This window comes from Pseudomonas sp. SJZ078 (assembly GCF_007828255.1).
GTDB lineage: Bacteria > Pseudomonadota > Gammaproteobacteria > Pseudomonadales > Pseudomonadaceae > Aquipseudomonas.
Genome location: NZ_VIUG01000032.1, coordinates 33477 through 52817 on the forward strand (window position 1 = coordinate 33477; position 19341 = coordinate 52817).

18 protein-coding genes are annotated in these 19341 nt (G+C 61.3%); 11 read left to right on the top strand and 7 right to left on the bottom strand.

All coding sequences use genetic code 11. From position 1 onward, the window contains the following. The first annotated feature begins 29 nt into the window (after positions 1-29). Positions 30-296 carry a hypothetical protein gene (locus FBY02_RS22915; RefSeq protein ID WP_144930389.1) on the top strand — a complete coding sequence of 89 codons (267 nt, stop codon included), beginning with the start codon at positions 30-32 and terminating at the stop codon, positions 294-296. Positions 297-541: 245 nt separating this feature from the next. Here the strand turns inward: FBY02_RS22915 and FBY02_RS22925 are convergent, their stop codons facing one another. The 3 genes from FBY02_RS22925 to FBY02_RS22935 form a co-directional block, all read right to left on the bottom strand. Next, on the bottom strand, positions 542-2086 hold the full coding sequence (locus FBY02_RS22925) for a phosphoenolpyruvate carboxykinase (RefSeq protein WP_144930390.1): 1545 nt from the start codon (positions 2084-2086) through the stop codon (positions 542-544). Positions 2087-2264: 178 nt separating this feature from the next. Then, the gene (gene hslO / locus FBY02_RS22930; RefSeq protein WP_144930391.1) at positions 2265-3167 is read right to left on the bottom strand and encodes an Hsp33 family molecular chaperone HslO; all 903 of its coding nucleotides are present in this window, start codon (positions 3165-3167) and stop codon (positions 2265-2267) included. Positions 3168-3350: 183 nt separating this feature from the next. Then, positions 3351-3755, bottom strand: coding sequence for an RNA-binding S4 domain-containing protein (locus FBY02_RS22935; protein ID WP_144930392.1), 405 nt, complete (start codon positions 3753-3755; stop codon positions 3351-3353). Positions 3756-3996: 241 nt separating this feature from the next. On the opposite strand from FBY02_RS22935, the gene FBY02_RS22940 reads away from it, so the two are divergent. Then, positions 3997-4479, top strand: coding sequence for an ATP-dependent zinc protease (locus tag FBY02_RS22940; RefSeq protein WP_047700161.1), 483 nt, complete (start codon positions 3997-3999; stop codon positions 4477-4479). Then, positions 4476-5381, top strand: a complete 906-nt coding sequence (gene rimK, locus FBY02_RS22945; RefSeq protein WP_144930393.1) for a 30S ribosomal protein S6--L-glutamate ligase — start codon at positions 4476-4478, stop codon at positions 5379-5381. Before FBY02_RS22940 ends, rimK begins: the two co-directional genes overlap by 4 nt. A gap of 75 nt (positions 5382-5456) precedes the next feature. Here rimK and FBY02_RS22950 read toward each other — a convergent pair whose 3' ends face one another. Both FBY02_RS22950 and ompR read right to left on the bottom strand, forming a co-directional pair. After that, a complete protein-coding gene (locus tag FBY02_RS22950; protein ID WP_144930394.1) occupies positions 5457-6770 on the bottom strand; it encodes an ATP-binding protein in 1314 nt (437 codons plus the stop codon). Positions 6771-6880: 110 nt separating this feature from the next. Then, the gene (gene ompR, locus FBY02_RS22955; RefSeq protein ID WP_025211284.1) at positions 6881-7621 is read right to left on the bottom strand and encodes a two-component system response regulator OmpR; all 741 of its coding nucleotides are present in this window, start codon (positions 7619-7621) and stop codon (positions 6881-6883) included. A gap of 356 nt (positions 7622-7977) precedes the next feature. Here ompR and FBY02_RS22960 point away from each other — a divergent pair, with 356 nt between their 5' ends. The 7 genes from FBY02_RS22960 (at position 7978) to tauD (ending at position 16238) form a co-directional block, all read left to right on the top strand. Then, positions 7978-10302, top strand: coding sequence for a Tex family protein (locus FBY02_RS22960; protein WP_144930395.1), 2325 nt, complete (start codon positions 7978-7980; stop codon positions 10300-10302). After that, on the top strand, positions 10302-10685 hold the full coding sequence (locus FBY02_RS22965; protein WP_144930396.1) for a PaaI family thioesterase: 384 nt from the start codon (positions 10302-10304) through the stop codon (positions 10683-10685). The genes FBY02_RS22960 and FBY02_RS22965 overlap by 1 nt, the downstream gene beginning before the upstream one ends. Positions 10686-10940: 255 nt before the next feature. Continuing rightward, positions 10941-12524, top strand: coding sequence for a glutamate--cysteine ligase (gene gshA / locus FBY02_RS22975; protein ID WP_144930397.1), 1584 nt, complete (start codon positions 10941-10943; stop codon positions 12522-12524). A 187-nt stretch (positions 12525-12711) separates the two neighbouring features. After that, positions 12712-13689: a taurine ABC transporter substrate-binding protein gene (gene tauA, locus FBY02_RS22980; RefSeq protein WP_144930398.1), complete on the top strand. Its 978-nt coding sequence runs from the start codon at positions 12712-12714 to the stop codon at positions 13687-13689. 28 nt (positions 13690-13717) lie between these two features. Beyond that, the gene (gene tauB, locus FBY02_RS22985; RefSeq protein ID WP_144930399.1) at positions 13718-14512 is read left to right on the top strand and encodes a taurine ABC transporter ATP-binding subunit; all 795 of its coding nucleotides are present in this window, start codon (positions 13718-13720) and stop codon (positions 14510-14512) included. Beyond that, positions 14509-15348 (top strand): taurine ABC transporter permease TauC, encoded by an 840-nt coding sequence (tauC, locus tag FBY02_RS22990; RefSeq protein ID WP_144930400.1) that lies wholly within the window; start codon positions 14509-14511, stop codon positions 15346-15348. Before tauB ends, tauC begins: the two co-directional genes overlap by 4 nt. 47 nt (positions 15349-15395) lie before the next feature. Further along, the gene (gene tauD / locus FBY02_RS22995; protein ID WP_144930401.1) at positions 15396-16238 is read left to right on the top strand and encodes a taurine dioxygenase; all 843 of its coding nucleotides are present in this window, start codon (positions 15396-15398) and stop codon (positions 16236-16238) included. A 60-nt stretch (positions 16239-16298) separates the two neighbouring features. Here the strand turns inward: tauD and mgrA are convergent, their stop codons facing one another. Beyond that, positions 16299-17336 carry an L-glyceraldehyde 3-phosphate reductase gene (gene mgrA, locus FBY02_RS23000; RefSeq protein WP_144930402.1) on the bottom strand — a complete coding sequence of 346 codons (1038 nt, stop codon included), beginning with the start codon at positions 17334-17336 and terminating at the stop codon, positions 16299-16301. 255 nt (positions 17337-17591) lie between these two features. Then, positions 17592-18482 (bottom strand): LysR family transcriptional regulator, encoded by an 891-nt coding sequence (locus tag FBY02_RS23005; protein WP_144930403.1) that lies wholly within the window; start codon positions 18480-18482, stop codon positions 17592-17594. 117 nt (positions 18483-18599) lie between these two features. Between FBY02_RS23005 and FBY02_RS23010 the strand changes: the two genes are divergently transcribed. Then, positions 18600-19340, top strand: coding sequence for an SDR family oxidoreductase (locus FBY02_RS23010; RefSeq protein ID WP_144930404.1), 741 nt, complete (start codon positions 18600-18602; stop codon positions 19338-19340). Position 19341 lies beyond the last annotated feature (1 nt).

A 19341-nucleotide genomic window follows, 5' to 3' on the forward strand; every position in this document is an offset into this window, starting at 1 on the left:
GATTCAAACGTCGTACCGAAGAGGCTCAAATGCAACCATCCAACCCGCCTGTCGAGCAATACCAGCGGCTCAACAGCACTCCTGTGCTGGTCATCGACACCGAGGCCGATCTCCAGCACCTCTGCGACGCCGCCGCCCAACGAATCCAAGCCTCCAGCGATCTGCTCGAAACCCTGCATTGTCTTTGCTTCGAGCATGCCGATGTAAAGGACATCCCCAGCATCGTCCATGCGCTTTATCTGTTGGTGCAGGATGGCAGCGAACTGCTGGAGGTGGTGCGGCAGCGATTGCGCTAGGCATCAGGGTGGACCTTGAGCTTGTCCTGGAAGTAGCTGAGTACTTTCGGGTCAACCAAAAGGATGCGCAGGGCATCATTTCGCAGTTTAAAGAGGTCGTCAGCCAATGGTCCGTATTGGCTGGAGCCTTGGGGTTGTCCAAGCGTGATCAGGACAGCATGGCACCCGCCTTCCACCTCTCCTCACACAAATAGCCGCCCATAAAAAACCGCCCCAAAGGGCGGTTTTTTATGGCTGACCAAACCTTACAACTGCGGACCGGCAGCCTTGATCGCGTCGCTCACTTCGAACTTCTTGAAGTTCTCGATGAACAGGCCAGCCAAGGCCTTGGCGGCTTCGTCGTAGGCAGCCTTGTCGCCCCAGGTGTTGCGTGGGTTCAACAGGCCGGTCTCGACGCCCGGAACGGCCAACGGCACGTCCAGATTGATGATGTCCAGGTGTTCGGTTTCGGCACCAATCAGCGCACCGCTCTGGATCGCCGCGATCACCGCACGGGTGGTCGGGATGTTGAAGCGTTTTCCGACACCATAGCCACCGCCGGTCCAGCCGGTGTTGACCAGATAGACCTTGGAGCCGAAACCACGGATACGCTTGATCAGCAGTTCCGCGTATTCACCGGCCGGGCGCGGGAAGAACGGCGCGCCAAAGCAGGTGGAGAAGGTCGACTTGATACCGCTGCCCGAACCCATTTCGGTCGAGCCTACCAACGCGGTGTAACCCGACAGGAAGTGGTAGGCGGCTTGCTCTTCGCTGAGAATCGACACCGGTGGCAGCACGCCGGTCAGGTCGCAGGTCAGGAAGATCACGGCGTTAGGCTCGCCACCGAGGTTTTTCGGTGCGCGTTTTTCGATCAGCTCGCGCGGATAGGCAGCGCGGCTGTTCTGGGTCAGGCTGTCGTCGGCATAGTCGGCTTTCTTGGTGACCGGATCCAGGACGACGTTTTCCAGTACGGCACCGTGCTGGATGGCTTTCCAGATCACCGGCTCGTTCTTCTCCGACAGGTCGATGCACTTGGCATAGCAACCGCCTTCGATGTTGAAGACCACACCCACGCCCCAGCCGTGCTCGTCGTCACCGATCAGGTAGCGGCTTTCGTCGGCGGACAGGGTGGTCTTGCCGGTGCCCGACAGACCGAAGAACAGGGTCACATCACCCTCTTCGCCCATGTTCGCGGCGCAGTGCATCGGCAGTACATCAACCGCCGGCAGCAGGAAGTTCTGGACGGAGAACAGGGCTTTCTTCATTTCACCGGCGTAGCGCATGCCGGCGATGAGGACTTTCCTGGCCGCGAAGTTGATGATCACGGTACCGTCGGAGTTGGTGCCGTCACGCGCTGGCTCGCAAACGAAGTTCGGCGCGTTGAGGATCTGCCATTCATCCTTGCCACCGGCGTTGTATTGCTCAGGGTTGATGAACAGGCAACGACCGAACAGATTGTGCCAGGCCGTCTCGGTGGTCATCTTGACCGGCAGGTAGTGCGCAGGATCGGAACCTACATGGACGTGGGACACGAAACGCTCGCGCTCGCCCAGGTAGGCTTCAACGCGCTTCCACAGGGCATCGAACTTGTCGGCCGGGAACTTGCGGTTGATCGGGCCCCAGGCAATGGCGTTCTGGGTGGTCGGTTCTTCTACGATGAAACGGTCGGCTGGCGAGCGACCGGTACGGTGACCAGTACGAACAACCAGCGCGCCAGTATCGGCAAGCTCGCCTTCACCGCGATTCAGGGCTTCTTTGACCAGATCATCGACACTCAGATCGGTGTACACGGCGTTATTGGCTTGCGTCATGTGGTTCCCCATCGGCCCTTGGCCGAGTGCTCCAAACGTTTTGTAGTAGGAAGTCGCGCACTACTACCCGAAAAAAGTGGGCCGGATTATGCCAGAAAAGCCCAAAAAGAGTAGGGCCCTCCCGTCAGTACGGCGTAAATCCGGCGTTTGTCAGGAGATTTACCTGCACTGAACCGATTCAGTGACGAGTATCTGACGGTGCCTCGACACCCGCTCCGGCGAACAATTGCGCAACGTCCGCCCCATCGAACAGGTAACGCTCATTGCAAAACTGACAATCGATCTCGATGGCACCGCCATGCTCGATGACCAGATGCTGCGCATCTTCCAGACCCAGACTGACCAGCGCATTGCCGGATCGTTCACGAGAGCAACTGCATTGGAAGCGCACCGGCAACTCGTCGAACAGACGCACGGCTTCTTCGTGGTAGAGACGACGCAGTACCGTTTCGTTGTCCAGGCTCAGCAGCTCGTCGGCGTTCAAGGTGCTGGCCAGAGCCGTGACGTGCTGCCAGCTGGCCTCACGTTCTTCCGGGTCACGGATGCGGTCGACGGGCAATTGTTGCAGCAGCAGGCCGCGGGCGCGCCGTCCGTCGGCATAGAGCCAGAACCTGGTATTGGTCTGCTGGGACATGACGAAGTAATTGGTGAAGCATTCGGCCAGGGACGCACCGTCGAGATCGACAATGCCCTGGTAGCGCTTGCCATGGGTCGGATCGACCGTCAGGGCCAGCACACCATTGGGCATCAGGTCGGCCAGCGCCGCGCCTGGGGCGATCTGATCGGCGTGATAGCGGGCCAGGCCCCGGATCTCACGTTCGCTGGAGCATTCGATCATCAGCATCGGAACCGGCCCTTCGGAGCGGGCCTGGAGGATCAGCAAGCCATCGAATTTCAACGTACCGATCAACAGCGACGCCGCCGCCATCAACTCACCGAGCAGTTGCGCGACCGGCTCCGGATAGGGGTGCTTGGCAAGGACTTCGGCATAGCTACGCTCCAACGCCACCAGTTCGCCACGGGCGTCGATGTCATCAAAGATGAAACGTTGGGTGCAGTCATTATCCGGTAAATCAGTCATAAGGATGGGTATCTGAGGTGATGGCAAAGGATGTCGAACATTTTATGGGCATTCGAAGGTGGTTCCAAGCAAGGGAGGGACAGCCGCACCGTTCGTTGCATCCAATACCTTTCTGTGGCGTTTCGCTAAATCCCCTCGCCACAGTAGATCCTCCAGACAATGCGCATTGTTCTGGAAGCGTTTTTATTCGCTGTTGCTGCCGCGGAACTTGAACAGATCCCGACGCTGTTTCTTGCTCGGCTTGCCGTCGGTACTGACCCCCAGGGCTCCGGCCTTGCATTGAGCAGCGGCGGCTTCGCGCCTGGCAATGCTGGCTTCGGTTTCACGATACAGGGTCTGCGCCTCAGGTGCCCCACGCCGCACGATCGACAGGGCCTCGACCACTACGGTCTTTTCATCGAACCCGGCGCGAATGACGTACTCATCACCGATGCGCGGCTCTTTGCCCGGCTTGCAACGTTCGCCCCGATGGTGAACCTTGCCGCTTTCGATGGCGGCCTTGGCAAGCGCACGTGTTTTATAAAATCGTGCCGCCCACAACCACTTATCGAGACGGACCTTGTCGTCCTCTTCCTGTTTTTGTGTCACTGCAATTCCTCTTTCTGCCAATAGCCAGAACTGTACTACCGTTTTTGTCGGGCGCACGAATTCGCGCCGACAGATAGAATGCCGACCGAACCGGCCCTTCCGGCAAATCTTGCGCTGAAATCAAGTGCATGAATCAGCCAGACAGGCCACTGGATAACTGTCGCCATTTTGTGATTATTCTGTACGAATGCCGCGACTCGCAGGTTCGCTGATCCGAAGTACCGATCACAGGTTGTTTCTATTGAAGACTTTTGACCATTTGACCGTTGTCGGTCTACGCGAGTGGGTGGCGCTCCCGGACCTGGGAGTCGCGGGCCTACGGGCAAAAATAGACACCGGTGCCAGTACCTCCAGTCTGCACGCCACCGATATCGAGCCATTCGAGCGTGACGGTGAAAAATGGGTACGCTTCACTGCGCACCTGGGCACGGTGGTACAACTGCGTCATCGCCGCTGCGAAGCCCCGCTGGTGGCGCGCAAAACGATCAAAAGCTCCAACGGACATGCCCAGGTCCGCTACGTGATCAGCACCACGCTGGCACTCGGGGATCGGATCTGGCGGGTCGAATTCACTCTGGCTTGCCGCAAGTCCATGCGCTATCGCCTGCTGTTGGGTTCCAAGGCCTTGATCGACGGCCAACTGGTGGTCAATCCAGGCATCAAATATGTTCAAGACAAGCCGGCATTCCCGGTATCCACTACCCCTGCCACAGGTGTTGCATGAAGATCGCTGTGCTGTCGCGTAATCCGCGTCTGTATTCCACTCGTCGCCTGGTTGAGGCCGGGACAGAGCGTGGCCATGAAATGGTGGTGATCGACACCCTGCGCGCCTATATGAATATCGCCAGCCACAAGCCCCAGATCCATTACCGGGGCCAACCACTGGAGGGGTTCGATGCGGTGATCCCGCGCATCGGTGCATCCGTGACCTTCTATGGCTGCGCCGTACTGCGCCAGTTCGAAATGATGGGGGTATTCCCTCTCAACGAATCCGTGGCAATCGCCCGCTCCCGGGACAAGCTGCGCTCGCTGCAATTGCTGTCGCGGCGTGGTATCGGCCTGCCGGTCACCGGTTTTGCTCATTCACCTGACGACATTCCGGATCTGATCGCGATGGTCAATGGCGCACCGCTGGTCATCAAGGTACTGGAAGGTACCCAGGGTATCGGCGTGGTCCTGTGCGAAACCGCGACGGCGGCAGAGTCGGTGATTGAAGCATTCATGGGCCTCAAACAGAACATCATGGTCCAGGAATACATCAAGGAAGCTGGCGGCGCGGACATCCGCTGCTTCGTGGTCGGCGACAAGGTCATCGCTTCGATGAAGCGTCAGGCCCGGCCTGGGGAATTTCGCTCCAACCTGCATCGCGGTGGCAGCGCCAGCCTGATCAAGATCACCCCGGAAGAACGCATGACCGCCCTGCGCGCCGCAAAAGTCATGGGCCTGGCCGTGGCGGGTGTCGACATTCTGCGATCCAATCACGGCCCGTTGGTGATGGAGGTCAATTCCTCGCCTGGCCTGGAAGGCATCGAAACCACCACGAACAAGAACGTGGCGGGAATCATCATCGAGCATCTGGAAAAGAATGGCGGGCCGAACATGACCCGGACCAAGGGCAAGGGGTAGGAGCAGTTGCGAGCTTCAAGCTTCAAGCAGAAGCCAATCAGCTTGTAGCTTGCCGCTCGTAGCTCGCCGCTGCTTCTATACCGCATCCCTAGGCAGCATCAACCCCAACGGCAACCGCACCCGCGCTTCGAGCCCGCCGCCGACGCGGTTGCGCAGCTCGACGTTGCCACCGTGCATCGAGGCAATGCGCTTGACGATCGCCAGGCCCAACCCCGTGCCCTTTCCGCCCCGGGCACGGTCGCCACGGGTGAAGGGATTGAAAATGGCCTCCAGCTCCGACGGATCGATGCCGGCGCCACGGTCCATGACGCTCAGCACCACATAGGGCGCGTTGGTGTCGCCAGAGACATAAGCCGCTACCTCGACGCCAGCCCCGGCGTGGTTCAGGGCGTTGCCGATCAGGTTGTTCAGCAGCCGCTTCATCGACACCCGGCGCAACGGGAACGGCTGGATCGGCTCCAACTGCAGGTGCACCTTTTCATCGCCCTGGTTATAGGGCGCGACCACTTCCCGTACCAACTCGCTGAGATCCACTTCCTCCACCGACTCGTCGCGTCCGTCGCGAATGAACGCCAGGAACTGGTCGAGAATCGCATCCATGTCTTCGATATCACGGACCATTTCATGGGTCAGGTCGGTGCGCTCGCCCATCAGCTCCAGCGACAGCCGCAACCGGGTCAGCGGCGTGCGCAGATCATGGGAGACCCCGGCGAGCATCAGCTCCCGCTCGCGTCCGGCCTGCTCGACATCCTCGGCCATCTGGTTGAAGGCCCGATACACTTCGGTCATTTCGCTGGGCGTGTCACTGATGGGCAACCGCACGCTACGCCCCTGGCCCAACTGTCGGGCCGCGTAGACCAGGCGTTTCAACGGTTGGTTGAGCTGGCTGACGAAGATCCATGCCGACGCGGTCGACAACAGACCGATGGCCAGGAACCAGCCCAGCACGTTCCAGATTTTCTGGCCACGCAGGGGATGCGGGTACAACGGCACCTTCAGCCAGCCATCCCCCAGGCTTGGGGCACGCACCCACAATGCCGGGGGCGAATGCATTCTCAGGCGCACCTCGGTATCGGTGCCCAGTTCGGCCTGCATCTGCCGTTGATAGATTTCACTGTAGGGCCAGTGCTGTTCGCCTTCGGGCACTCCTGCACCGACCACCCGGATCAGCGTCGCCGCCTCGGCGATCTTCGCCCGATTGGTTTCATCGGCAGCCCAGTAGGCGCGCAGGGTCAGGGCAACGCCGTGACTGTACTGGCGGTCCACCAGGACATCTTCGTTCATCAGCAGGTAGACCAACGTCAGCGCCTTGGAAAAGAGCACGACGATCAGCACCAGCCAGAGGGTGCGGGAAAAGAAACTCTGGGGGAACCAAACCGGGGTTTTCATGGATAACCGCTACACACTTGCAGGAGCGAGCGATGCTCGCATACTGATGGACCGCGAGTCGCCTGGAAGAAACTCAACCTGCCAGGCCACCCGCTCCTACAAATCGCCGATCACTTGCTGGCGGCACCATCCGGCACGAATACATAGCCTACGCCCCAGACGGTCTGGATATAGCGCGGCTTTGAAGGGTCAGGCTCGATCATCCGACGCAGGCGGGAAATCTGTACATCGATGGAGCGCTCCAGCGCATCCCACTCGCGCCCACGGGCCAGATTCATGAGCTTGTCCCGGGTCAGCGGTTGACGGGCGTTCATCACCAGGGCCTTGAGCACGGCGAACTCACCGGTGGTCAGCATGTGGATTTCATCACCACGCTTGAGCTCACGGGTGGCCAGGGACAGCTCGTAATCACCGAAAGTCACGCTTTCATCTTCGCTGCCTGGCGCTCCAGGCACCGGGGCCGACTGACGACGAAGAACCGCCTTGACCCGGGCCATGAGTTCGTCGGGGTTGAACGGCTTGGCCAGGTAATCGTCGGCGCCCAATTCCAGGCCCTTGATACGGCTCAACTCGTCGCCCTTGGCAGTGAGCATGATGATCGGGATCTGGTTGTTCGCGCCGCGCAAGCGGCGGCAGGCTGTCAAGCCGTCCTCGCCAGGCAGCATCAGGTCGAGCACCACCAGGTTGAAGACTTCACGGGCCAGCAGCCGATCCATCTGTTCGGTATTGGGTACGGTGCGGGCCCGATAGCCCTTGCTGACGAAAAAACGCTCCAGCAGGCTGCTCAGCCCCGGGTCGTCGTCAACAATCAGAATTTTTTCGCCTTCAGCAGTTTGTGCAGTGCTGCTCATAGGAAGCTCCTTTGATCTCGGCGCGCATTATGGCCTAGCTGCCGTTATACGCACCGTGTGCATTGTTAGCAGATTTTTCCTCCATCTCCACCCATACGGGTATCGGACCTACAGACCCTGACACCCCGAAAGCCGCAACGCTGGTTATAATGCGCGGCCTTTTGTGCCTGGGAATGTCGGATCGTCCCCCTCGATGGGTCTTTTTCCCTCTGGCCAGGCAGCACTTTTTGAATTTCGCGGGTCAACAGGCAGCCTCTCTTGACCCAGGCAGCGGCCCACGCCAGGCCGCTCAACCAGTCTCGCCGAGCCCTGTTCTGCGCCGGCGGGCCTGATTTCATCATTTGTCAGGTGGTTTTATGGACAGCATCAACAGCCGCATCGCCGAGGAACTCGGCGTACGCCCGCAACAGGTCGAAGCGGCCGTCGCGCTACTCGATGAAGGCTCCACGGTGCCTTTTATCGCCCGTTACCGGAAAGAAGTGACCGGCAGCCTCGATGACACTCAACTGCGTCATCTGGAAGAGCGCCTGCGCTACCTGCGTGAACTCGACGAACGGCGTATCAGCATCCTGGCCAGCATTCAGGAACAGGGCAAGCTGACCCCGGCGCTCGAACGCGACATCAAGTTGGCGGACACCAAGACCCGTCTCGAAGACTTGTACCTGCCCTACAAACAGAAGCGCCGCACCAAGGGCCAGATCGCCCTGGAAGCCGGGCTTGGCGAACTGGCCGACGGGCTGTTCAACGACCCGACCCTGGCGCCTGAGGCCGAAGCCGCACGTTTCGTCGATGCCGAAAAAGGCGTGGCAGACGTGAAAGCGGCGCTGGAAGGTGCCAAGTACATCCTCATGGAGCGCTTCGCCGAAGACGCCAACCTACTGGAAAAATTGCGCAACTTCCTGAAACAGGAAGCCATCCTCAGTGCCCGCGTGATTGCAGGCAAGGAAGAGGAAGGGGCGAAGTTCCGGGATTACTTCGAGCACGACGAACCGCTCAAGAACGTGCCGTCCCACCGCGCCCTGGCAATTTTCCGTGGCCGTAACGAAGGCATCCTCAGCTCCGCGTTGAAAGTCGGTGATGAATTGCCCGGCACCATGCACCCCTGCGAAGGCATGATCGGCCAGCAGTTCGGCATCCAGAACCAGAACCGCGCCGCCGACAAATGGCTGGCGGAGGTGGTGCGCTGGACCTGGAAGGTCAAGCTCTACACCCACCTGGAGACCGACCTGTTGGGCGAACTTCGCGACAACGCCGAAACCGAGGCCATCAACGTCTTCGCCCACAACCTGCACGACCTGCTGCTAGCGGCACCGGCCGGCCCACGCGCCACCTTGGGCCTGGACCCGGGCCTGCGTACCGGCTGCAAGGTGGCGGTGGTGGATTCCACCGGCAAGCTGCTGGACCACACGACGGTCTATCCTCACGTCCCGCACAACAAATGGGACCAGACCCTTGCGGTGCTCGCCGCCCTGTGCGCCAAGCATTCGGTGGACCTGATCGCCATCGGCAACGGCACCGCCAGCCGTGAGACGGACAAGCTGGCCGCCGAGCTGATCAAGAAATACCCGGCCATGAAAATGACCAAGGTCATGGTGTCCGAGGCTGGCGCTTCTGTTTACTCGGCGTCGGAACTGGCGTCCAAGGAGTTTCCGGACCTGGACGTGTCGATCCGTGGCGCGGTATCGATTGCCCGTCGCCTGCAGGACCCCCTGGCGGAGCTGGTGAAGATCGACCCGAAATCCATTGGTGTCGGCCAATACCAACACGACGTGTCCCAGTTGAAACTGGCCCGCGGCCTGGACGCCGTGGTGGAAGACTGCGTAAACGCCGTGGGCGTGGACGTGAACACCGCTTCGGTGGCGCTGTTGGCGCGGATCTCGGGCCTCAACGCTACGCTAGCGCAGAACATCGTGACCCACCGCGATGAGCACGGCGCCTTCAAAACCCGCGCCGCGCTGAAGAAAGTCCCGCGCCTGGGGGAAAAAACCTTCGAACAGGCCGCCGGCTTTCTGCGCGTGATGAACGGCGACAACCCGCTGGATTCGTCGGCCGTCCACCCCGAAGCCTATCCGCTGGTGCAACGCATCGCCGCCCAGACCGATCGCGACATCCGTTCGCTGATCGGTGACGCCGCGTTCCTCAAGCGCCTGGACCCGAAGAAATTCACTGACGAGACCTTCGGCCTGCCCACTGTCACCGATATCCTGCAAGAACTGGAGAAGCCCGGCCGTGACCCGCGTCCCGAGTTCAAGACCGCCGAGTTCCAGGAAGGCGTCGAAGACCTCAAGGACCTGCAACCCGGCATGATCCTGGAAGGCGTGGTGACCAACGTCACCAATTTCGGGGCATTCGTCGACATCGGCGTGCATCAGGACGGCCTGGTGCATATCTCCGCCTTGTCGGAGAAGTTCATCAAGGACCCGCGCGAAGCCGTGAAGGCCGGTGACGTGGTGAAAGTGAAGGTCATGGAAGTCGACATCCCGCGCAAACGCGTCGGCCTGTCGATGCGCATGAGCGACACCCCCGGCGAGAAGGTCGACGGTGCCCGTGGCCCGCGTCCAGGCTCGGCGCCGCGCCAGTCGCAAAACACCGCGCCGCGCAAGGAAACCGTCACCGCAGCCCCGGCCAGCAACGCCATGGCCTCGCTGTTCGCCAACGCCAAGCAGTTGAAGAAGCGCTGATGGACGCGCCGGCCGGGCTGGTGGAAAGCGCCTTCTTCAAGCTGCTCGGCTGCCGCCTGCACAGCCTCGGGGACGGGGTAGCGCAAGTCGCCCTGGCCCTGGAGCCGTCGTTGCGCAATCGTGGCGGCAAGCTGCACGGCGGCGCACTGTTCAGCCTGGTGGACATCGCCATGGGCCTGGCTTGTTCCAGTGTCCATGGCTTTGATCAGCAGAGCGCGACCATCGAATGCAAGATCAACTACATTCGTGCCGTGTCCGACGGCGAGGTGCTGTGCACGGCCCGGGTCCTCCATCCAGGCCGACGCACGCTGGTGGTCGAGGCTGACGTGACCCAGGGCGACAAGCTGGTCGCAAAAGCACAAGGCACCTTCGCTGTCCTATAGCTCCCTGTCATCGATTTGGGTTAATTTCGATGCTGCAATGCGGCGCCGGGCTTCTCTGTGGGAGCGGGCTTGCTCGCGAAAGCGGAGTGTCAGGCCACATCAATGCTGACTGATAGACCCTCTTCGCGAGCAAGCCCGCTCCTACAGGGGCTGTGGCGCGCCAAAACCAGGCGATAACGCCAGTTTCAACTTCACCCTTGTAGAGCGCCTTGCCCACCCCCATATTGGGGCGACTGACGCGTGAAGGAATTCAACTTGAGCGACCTCTTAAACCGCCGCCTGGCCCTGCTCGGCGAGCGCGCCAACCTCTCCCTGCTCGAGCAGTGCCTGCACGGTATCGAACGTGAATGCCTGCGTGTCACGGACAGCGGGCGCCTGGCGTTGACTCCGCATCCCGAAGCCCTGGGCTCGGCGCTGACCAACGAGCAGATCACCACCGACTATTCCGAGTCGCTGCTGGAGTTCATCACCCCGGCCCTGGCAGACCCGGCCGATACCCTGAGTAGCCTCGACAGGATCCACCGGTTTGTCTACAGCAAACTCGGTGATGAATTCCTGTGGAGTCCGTCGATGCCGTGCCCGCTGCCGGCGGAAGAAGAGATTCCCATCGCGTATTACGGCACCTCGAACATCGGTCGGCTCAAGTATGTCTATCGCCAGGGCCTGGCCCTGCGCTACGGCAAGACCATGCAATGCATCGCCGGGATCCACTACAACTTTTCCCTGCCGGAAAAACTCTGGCCGCTGCTCCGCCAGGCCGAGGCGGCAGACGTCAGCGACCGTGATTTCCAGTCGCTGGCCTACATCGCGCTGATCCGTAATTTCCGTCGCTACAGCTGGCTGCTGATGTACCTGTTCGGCGCCTCGCCAGCCCTGGACGCCGGTTTCCTGCGGGGTCGCCCGCATCAATTGGAACAACTGGACCCGGACACCCTGTACCTGCCTTATGCCACCAGCCTGCGCATGAGCGACCTGGGTTACCAGAGCAACGCCCAGGCCGGCCTGACGCCGTGCTACAACGACCTGGCGAGCTATACCGACAGCCTGCGCAAGGCGGTGGCGACGCCTTATGCACCGTATGTCGAAGTCGGCACACATCGGAACGGCGAGTGGGTGCAGCTCAACACCAACATCCTGCAGATCGAAAACGAGTACTACTCCAACATTCGTCCCAAGCGGGTGACCTACACCGGCGAACGTCCGATCCAGGCCTTGATGGCCCGGGGCATTCAGTATGTCGAAGTACGCTGCCTGGACATCAACCCGTTCCTGCCATTGGGCATCGACGTCACCGAGTCCCGTTTCCTCGATGCGTTCCTGCTGTATTGCGGCCTCAATGAGAGCCCGTTGTTCGAAAGCAGCGAATGCGGCAATGCCACGGACAACTTCCTGACCGTGGTCAAGGAAGGCCGCAAGCCGGGCTTGCAACTGCAGCGCCAGGGCCAATCGGTGGATATGCAAGCATGGGCCATCGAACTGCTGGAGCAGATCGCTCCGCTGGCATCGTTGCTCGACCAGAGCCACGGTGGCGCTGCTCACCGCCAGGCCCTGGATGCACAACTGGCAAAGGTCCGGGACCCATCCCTGACTCCATCCGCTCAGGTCCTGGCGGCCATGGCGGAACATCAGGAAAGCTTCGCCCAGTTCTCCCTGCGCCAGAGCAAGGCCCACGCCGAGTTCTTCCGTGCCGAACCATTGCCGGCCCAGGAACAGGCTGCGTTCGAAGCCTCCGCTCGCGAGTCCCTGGCCCAGCAAGCCGAGCTGGAACAGAACGAAGTAGGCGATTTCGACGTGTTCGTGGGTTCGTACCAGGCGAGCATCCTGGCGATCAGTAACTAGATCGCATTTGTCGAGCAGGTCCTTGTGGCGAGGGAGCTCGCTCACCTCGCCACAAGGACCTCGCCCCTCCCTGTGATCAACTTTTTCGCTGATAAGATCATGCGAAAAAGTTATTTATTTTTGAATTCTTAGATCATTTAGTCTCCTCCAACGCCGAATACCCGGCGGCCTGTTGAGGAGTTCTCCCATGACTTTGAGTTTCCCCCTTCGCCTTCTCGCAGCCGCCTCCCTGGCTGCCGCGAGTCTGTTTGCCCAAGCCGCCGACCTGACCGTCGCCTACCAGACCACCGTCGACCCGGCCAAAGTTGCCCAGGCCGACGGCGCTTATGAAAAAGCCACCCAGGCCAACATCGACTGGCGCAAGTTCGATAATGGCGCCGACGTCATCACCGCCATCGCCTCGGGTGATGTGCAGATCGGCTACCTCGGCTCCAGCCCGCTGACGGCCGCCATTACCCGCAAGGTCCCGGTGGAAACCTTCCTCATCGCCACCCAGATCGGCGCCGCCGAAGCCTTGGTAGCCCGCGACGGTGCCGGGATCAAGACCCCGCAGGACCTGATCGGCAAGAAGATCGCCGTACCGTTCGTTTCCACCGGTCACTACAGCCTGCTCGCCGCGTTGAAGCATTGGGACATCGACCCGTCGAAGGTCACGGTACTCAACCTTGCGCCACCGGCCATCATCGCCGCCTGGAAGCGTGGCGACATCGATGCCACCTATGTATGGGACCCGGCCCTGGGCGTGGCCAAGGAAAACGGCACGGTGCTGATCACTTCGGCGGAACTGGCCAAATTCGGCACGCCAACCTTCGATGCCTGGATCGTGCGCAAGGACTTCGCCCAGAAGCACCCTGAAATCGTCACCGCCTTCGCCAAGGTCACCCTGGATGCCTACGCCCAATACCGCAAGGACCCGCAAGCCTGGCTGGCGGACACGGCCAATATCGACAAGCTGGTGAAGCTCTCCGGTGCCAAGGCCAGCGACATCCCGCTGTTGCTGCAAGGCAACGTGTACCCGCTGGCGGCCGACCAGATCGCGAGCCTCGGCGCACCGACCACCCAGGCCATCACCAATACCGCTGCGTTTCTCAAGGAGCAAGGCAAGGTGGAAGCGGTCCTGCCCGACTACGCCCCCTACGTCAGCGCCAAATACATCGCTCACTGATTCGCCAAGAAAAAAGGGGGGCACCGCCATGGCCTTGTTACAGCTGGAGCGCATCGGCGCACAGTATCCCGGGGCGTCGGAAGCCGTGTTGACGGACATTTCACTGACCCTGGGGCCACAGCAACTGCTGGTTGCCCTGGGGCCGTCCGGCAGCGGCAAGACCTCGCTGCTGAACCTGATCGCCGGATTCGTCGAGCCCGGTGCCGGGCAGATCACGCTGGACGGCGTGCAGGTCTCGGGGCCCGGCGCCGAACGCGGCGTGGTGTTCCAGGACGACGCGCTGCTGCCTTGGCAGAATGTGCTGGCAAACGTCGGGTTCGGCCTGGAACTGGCCGGGGTCGCCAGGGAACCACGGGAAACCCGCGCCCGGGAGATGCTCGCCCTGGTGGGCCTGGCCGGCTTTGAGCAACGCCGTGTCTGGCAGCTTTCCGGGGGCCAGAAGCAGCGCGTCGGCCTCGCCCGGGCGCTGGCGGCCGACCCACGCGTGCTGCTGATGGACGAGCCCTTCGGCGCCCTCGATGCCTTCACCCGTGAGCAGATGCAGGAGCTGTTGTTGCAGGTCTGGCAACGCACCGCCAAACCGGTGTTCCTGATCACCCATGACATTGAAGAAGCCGTGTTCCTCGCCACCGAACTTATCCTGCTGGCGCCCAACCCGGGGCGGATAGTCGAACGACTGCACCTGGATTTCAGCCAGCGCTACCGGGCCGGCGAGTCAGCGCGGTCGATCAAGTCCGACCCGCGCTTCATCGACATCCGTGAACACGTGCTTGCCAAAGTGTTCGCCCAACGCAGTGGCACCCGACACCAGGAGCCAGTATGAGCAGCTATGAAATCCCGGCGGTGGCCAGCGAAACCCTTGCCAGAGATCCAGCCCGCCGCTTCCGGCGTCCCGTGAGTACGCGATGGATCAGCGGCCTGACCCTGATCACGCTGCTGGTCCTGTGGTGGGTGGTGACGGTGAGCGGGCTGGTCGAACCGTTGTTCCTACCCTCGCCTTCCGCCGTGCTGCAAAAAGGCTGGCTGCTGGCGACCAGCGGCTATATGGATGCCACGCTCTGGCAGCACCTGGGCGCGAGCCTCGGACGGATCGGCCTGGGCCTGTTGCTGGCCGTGCTGACGGCGGTGCCGGTGGGCATTGCCATCGGCTCCAGCCGTATCGCCCGGGGCGTCTTAGATCCATTGATCGAGTTCTATCGGCCAATTCCGCCGCTGGCCTACCTGCCGCTGATCGTGATCTGGTGTGGCATCGGTGAGTTGTCGAAGGTGCTGCTGATCTACCTGGCGATTTTCGCTCCGATCGCCATCGCCACCGCCACTGGCGTACGCACGGTCGACCCGGCCAAGGTACGGGCCGCGCAGTCCCTGGGCGCAACACCGGCACAGTTGATTCGCCATGTGATCCTGCCCAGCGCCCTGCCCGACATTCTCACCGGCATTCGCATCGGCCTGGGTGTGGGCTGGTCGACATTGGTAGCCGCCGAGTTGATCGCCGCCACCAGCGGCCTGGGGTTCATGGTGCAGTCAGCGGCGCAATTCCTGGTCACCGACGTGGTGGTGCTGGGGATCCTGGTCATCGCACTCATCGCCTTCGCCATGGAAATGAGCCTGCGCGCCCTGCAACACAAGCTGGTGCCGTGGCATGGCCAGGCCCATTGAGATCGAATGACCACGCCAACCATTCGGCGCTCCACAGGAAAACAACGATGAACCGCCCAACCGTCACTCCTTTGAGCATCGCCCTCGGCGCGCAGATCAGCGGCATCGACATCAGCCAGCCGCTGAGCGTTGAACAGCGCAATCTTATTGATCAAGCGTTGCTCGAACACCAGGTGCTGTTCTTTCGGGACCAGCCCATCGACCCAGCCCAGCAGGCACGTTTCGCCGCCTGCTTTGGCGACCTGCATGTCCATCCCATCTATCCGAATGTGCCCGGGCAGCCCGAAGTGCTGGTGCTCGACACGGCCGTTACCGATGTACGCGACAACGCCGTCTGGCATACCGACGTGACCTTCCTGCCGACCCCGGCCATGGGCGCGGTGCTCAGCGCCAAGCTACTGCCGGCGTTCGGTGGCGATACCTTGTGGGCCAGTGGCATCGCGGCTTATGAAGCCCTTTCGACGCCCTTGAAACAGATGCTGCAAGGCCTGACTGCGACCCACGATTTCACTCGATCCTTTCCCTTGGAGCGCTTTGGTCATACCGCCGCGGACCAGGCTCGTTGGGACGAAGCACGACGGAAAAACCCACCGCTGTCACATCCGGTGGTTCGCACCCATCCGGTAAGCGGGCGCCGGTCGCTGTTCGTCAATGAAGGTTTTACCACCCGCATCAATGAACTGTTCGAAACCGAAAGCGAAGCCATCCTGAAGCTGCTGTTCGCCCACGCCAGCCGCCCGGAGTTCACCGTCCGCTGGCGCTGGCAGGTCAATGACGTAGCGTTCTGGGACAACCGCGTAACCCAGCATTTCGCCGTGGACGACTACCGTCCTGCCCGACGCGTGATGCACCGGGCGACAGTGCTGGGGGATGTGCCGTTCTTCCGCTGAACAGCTATGCAACCACCGTGGCGAGGGAATTTATCCCCTCGCCACAGGGGTTGAGTTGCGTCACTCCGCCGACGAAGGCTTCTCCCAGAGATTGATACCGCCCTCCTGGGCAAACCGATCGATCTGCGCCAGTTCCTCGGCACTGAAGTTCAGGTTCTCCAGCGCCCCGACGTTCTCGACAATCTGCTCCGGGCGGCTGGCGCCGATCAGGGCAGACGTGATCCGTGGATCGCGCAGGGTCCAGGCCAGGGCCATTTGCGCCAGGCTTTGGCCGCGTCGCCGGGCGATCTCGTTGAGGGCGCGTACGTGGGCGATGTTCTCCTCCGACAAGTGCGAAGCTTGCAGCGAACCGCCGCCCGGACGATTGACCCGAGCATCGGACGGGATGCCCTTGAGGTACTTGTCCGTGAGCAGGCCCTGGGCCAGCGGGGTAAAGGCGATCACACCGGTACCCAATTCGTCGGTGGCGTCCAGCAGGTCTTTTTCAACCCAGCGGTTGAGCAGGTTGTAGGCCGGCTGGTGGATCAGCAGAGGAATTTTCCACTCCTTGAGCAGCGCCGCCATTTCCCGGGTCTTCACCCCGGAATAGGACGAAATACCGACGTACAACGCCTTGCCTTGTTGCACCGCTGTCGCCAGGGCACTGGCGGTTTCTTCCAACGGGGTATCGGGATCGAAGCGGTGGGAATAAAAGATATCCACATAATCGAGCCCCAGCCGTTTCAGGCTCTGGTCGAGGCTGGCCAACACATACTTGCGCGACCCGCCGCCCTGGCCATACGGTCCGGGCCACATGTCCCAACCGGCCTTGCTGGAGATGATCAACTCGTCGCGGTAGTGCTTGAAATCTTCACGCAACAACCGACCGAAATTGATCTCGGCGCTGCCGTAGGGCGGGCCGTAGTTGTTCGCCAGGTCGAAGTGGTTGATGCCCAGATCAAACGCCGTGCGCAGCAAGGCACGCTGGGTGTCGATCGGCGTGCTGTCGCCGAAGTTGTGCCACAACCCCAGCGACAACGCCGGCAACACCAGCCCGCTGCGACCAACGCGGCGATAGGGAATGGACTCGTAGCGGTTTTCAGCAGCGATGTAGGTCATCGAAGGCTCTCTGTTCGGGGATGATGCGGATGGCAGAAGCTAACATTTCACAGACGCATCGTTCAGGTCGAAAGTTCGCATCGTAACCATGAAAGCAAACTCATCTTCACCAGAGGATCGCAGCGAGATCCAATGTGGGAGCGAGCCTGCTCGCGATGGCGGCGGAACAGGCGATGATACGTCGGCAGACAAGACCTCATCGCGAGCAGGCTCGCTCCCACGGACGGCGCAGCGATGTTCAGCCTGAAATAAGCGCTAACGTGCCCCGGCAAACACTTCCGCCACCCAATCCACAAACACCCGCACCCGCGGCGACAGGTGACGGTTGTGTGGATAGAGCACCGAGATCGGCATGGGCGGCGGAGGGGTGTCGATGAGGATTTCCTGGACCAGGCCCTGCCGGATCTGCGTTTCCATCCGATAGTGCGGGCATTGGATCAGGCCCAGGCCGGCGATGGCCGAGGCGGCGTAGATTTCGGCGCCGAACACAGAGAGCGCACCCTCGATAGCCACTTCCTTGAGTTCGCCTTCAACCATGAACTCGAACGGATATTGTCTGGCGGTGGTTCGCGACACGTAGTTCACCGCCCGGTGCCGGCTCAGGTCGTCGAGGTTCTTCGGTTCGCCGTACTGGCGTAAATAGGCGGGGCTGGCGCACGTGATCTGGCGCAGGGTGGCGACACGCCGGCCAATCAATGATGAATCACCCAGCGTGCCGGCCCGCAGCACGCAATCGATCCCTTCGCCGATCAGGTCGACGAAACGATCGGCCTCGCTGATGGACAACTCGATATCGGGGTAACGGGCCATGAATTGCGGCAGGGCCGGAATCACGAAATGCCGGGCCAGGGTCCCGTGCAAGTCCACCCGCAGCCGCCCCTTGGGCGCCACGCTGCGAAACGCCAACTCGGCCTCTTCAAGCTCTGCCAGCAATTGCACACAACGCGGGTAATAGGCCTCGCCGTCCAGCGTCGGCCGCACCTTGCGGGTGCTGCGCTCCAACAGACGTACACCCAGCCAGGCTTCGAACTGATTGAGGGTATGAGTCAGCGTGGCGCGGGGCAGGTTCAGGTCATCGGCGGCCAGGGTAAAACTGCTGCGCTCGTAGATACGTACGAACACCTTCATCGCCTTGATTTGATCCATGGAACGGCGCGCTCTGATTGTTGGTGATTATTGAACAGTCAAGGCAACTCTCGTGCATTTATCGCTCTACGTAAACATGTGAATCTGGCCTCATCCCACTCAACGAAGGAAACAGCCATGTCGACTCAAACCGCCAAAGTAGCCATCGTCACCGGAGCCTCCCGCGGCATCGGTGCTGAAATTGCCAAGCAATTGGCCCACGACGGCTTCGCTGTCGCCATCAACTATGCCAACAGTGCTACCGAAGCGTCGAAACTGGTGGTGCAGTTGCGCCAGGCCGGTCACCGGGCCATTGCGATCAAGGCCGACGTTTCCTCCGCCACCGACGTTCGCCGGATGTTCGATGAGACGGAAGCACAGCTGGGCAAGGCCGATGTACTGGTCAACAACGCCGGCATCTTGCAGGTGATGCCCCTGGCGCAACACAGCGACGAATTGTTCGACCAGACCTTCGCGATCAACACCCGGGGTACGTTCAACACCTTGCGCGAAGCCGCGACCCGCCTGAACGATGGCGGCCGCATCGTGAACTTTTCCAGCAGTACCGTTGGCCTGAACCTGCCCGGCTATTCGGTGTACATCGCCAGCAAGGCGGCGGTGGAATCGCTGACCCAGGTGTTCGCCAAGGAGCTGCGCGGCCGTCAGATCACGGTCAATGCCATCGCGCCCGGCCCGGTGGCGACCGAACTGTTCATGCATGGCAAAAGCGAAGAGCAGATCCAGCAGTACGCCAAGATGCCGCCCCTGGAGCGCCTCGGCCAGCCGGAAGACATCGCCAGCGTCCTCTCCTTCCTGGTGAGCCCGGCCGCCGGCTGGGTGAATGGCCAGATCCTGCGGGCCAACGGCGGGCTTGTCTGAG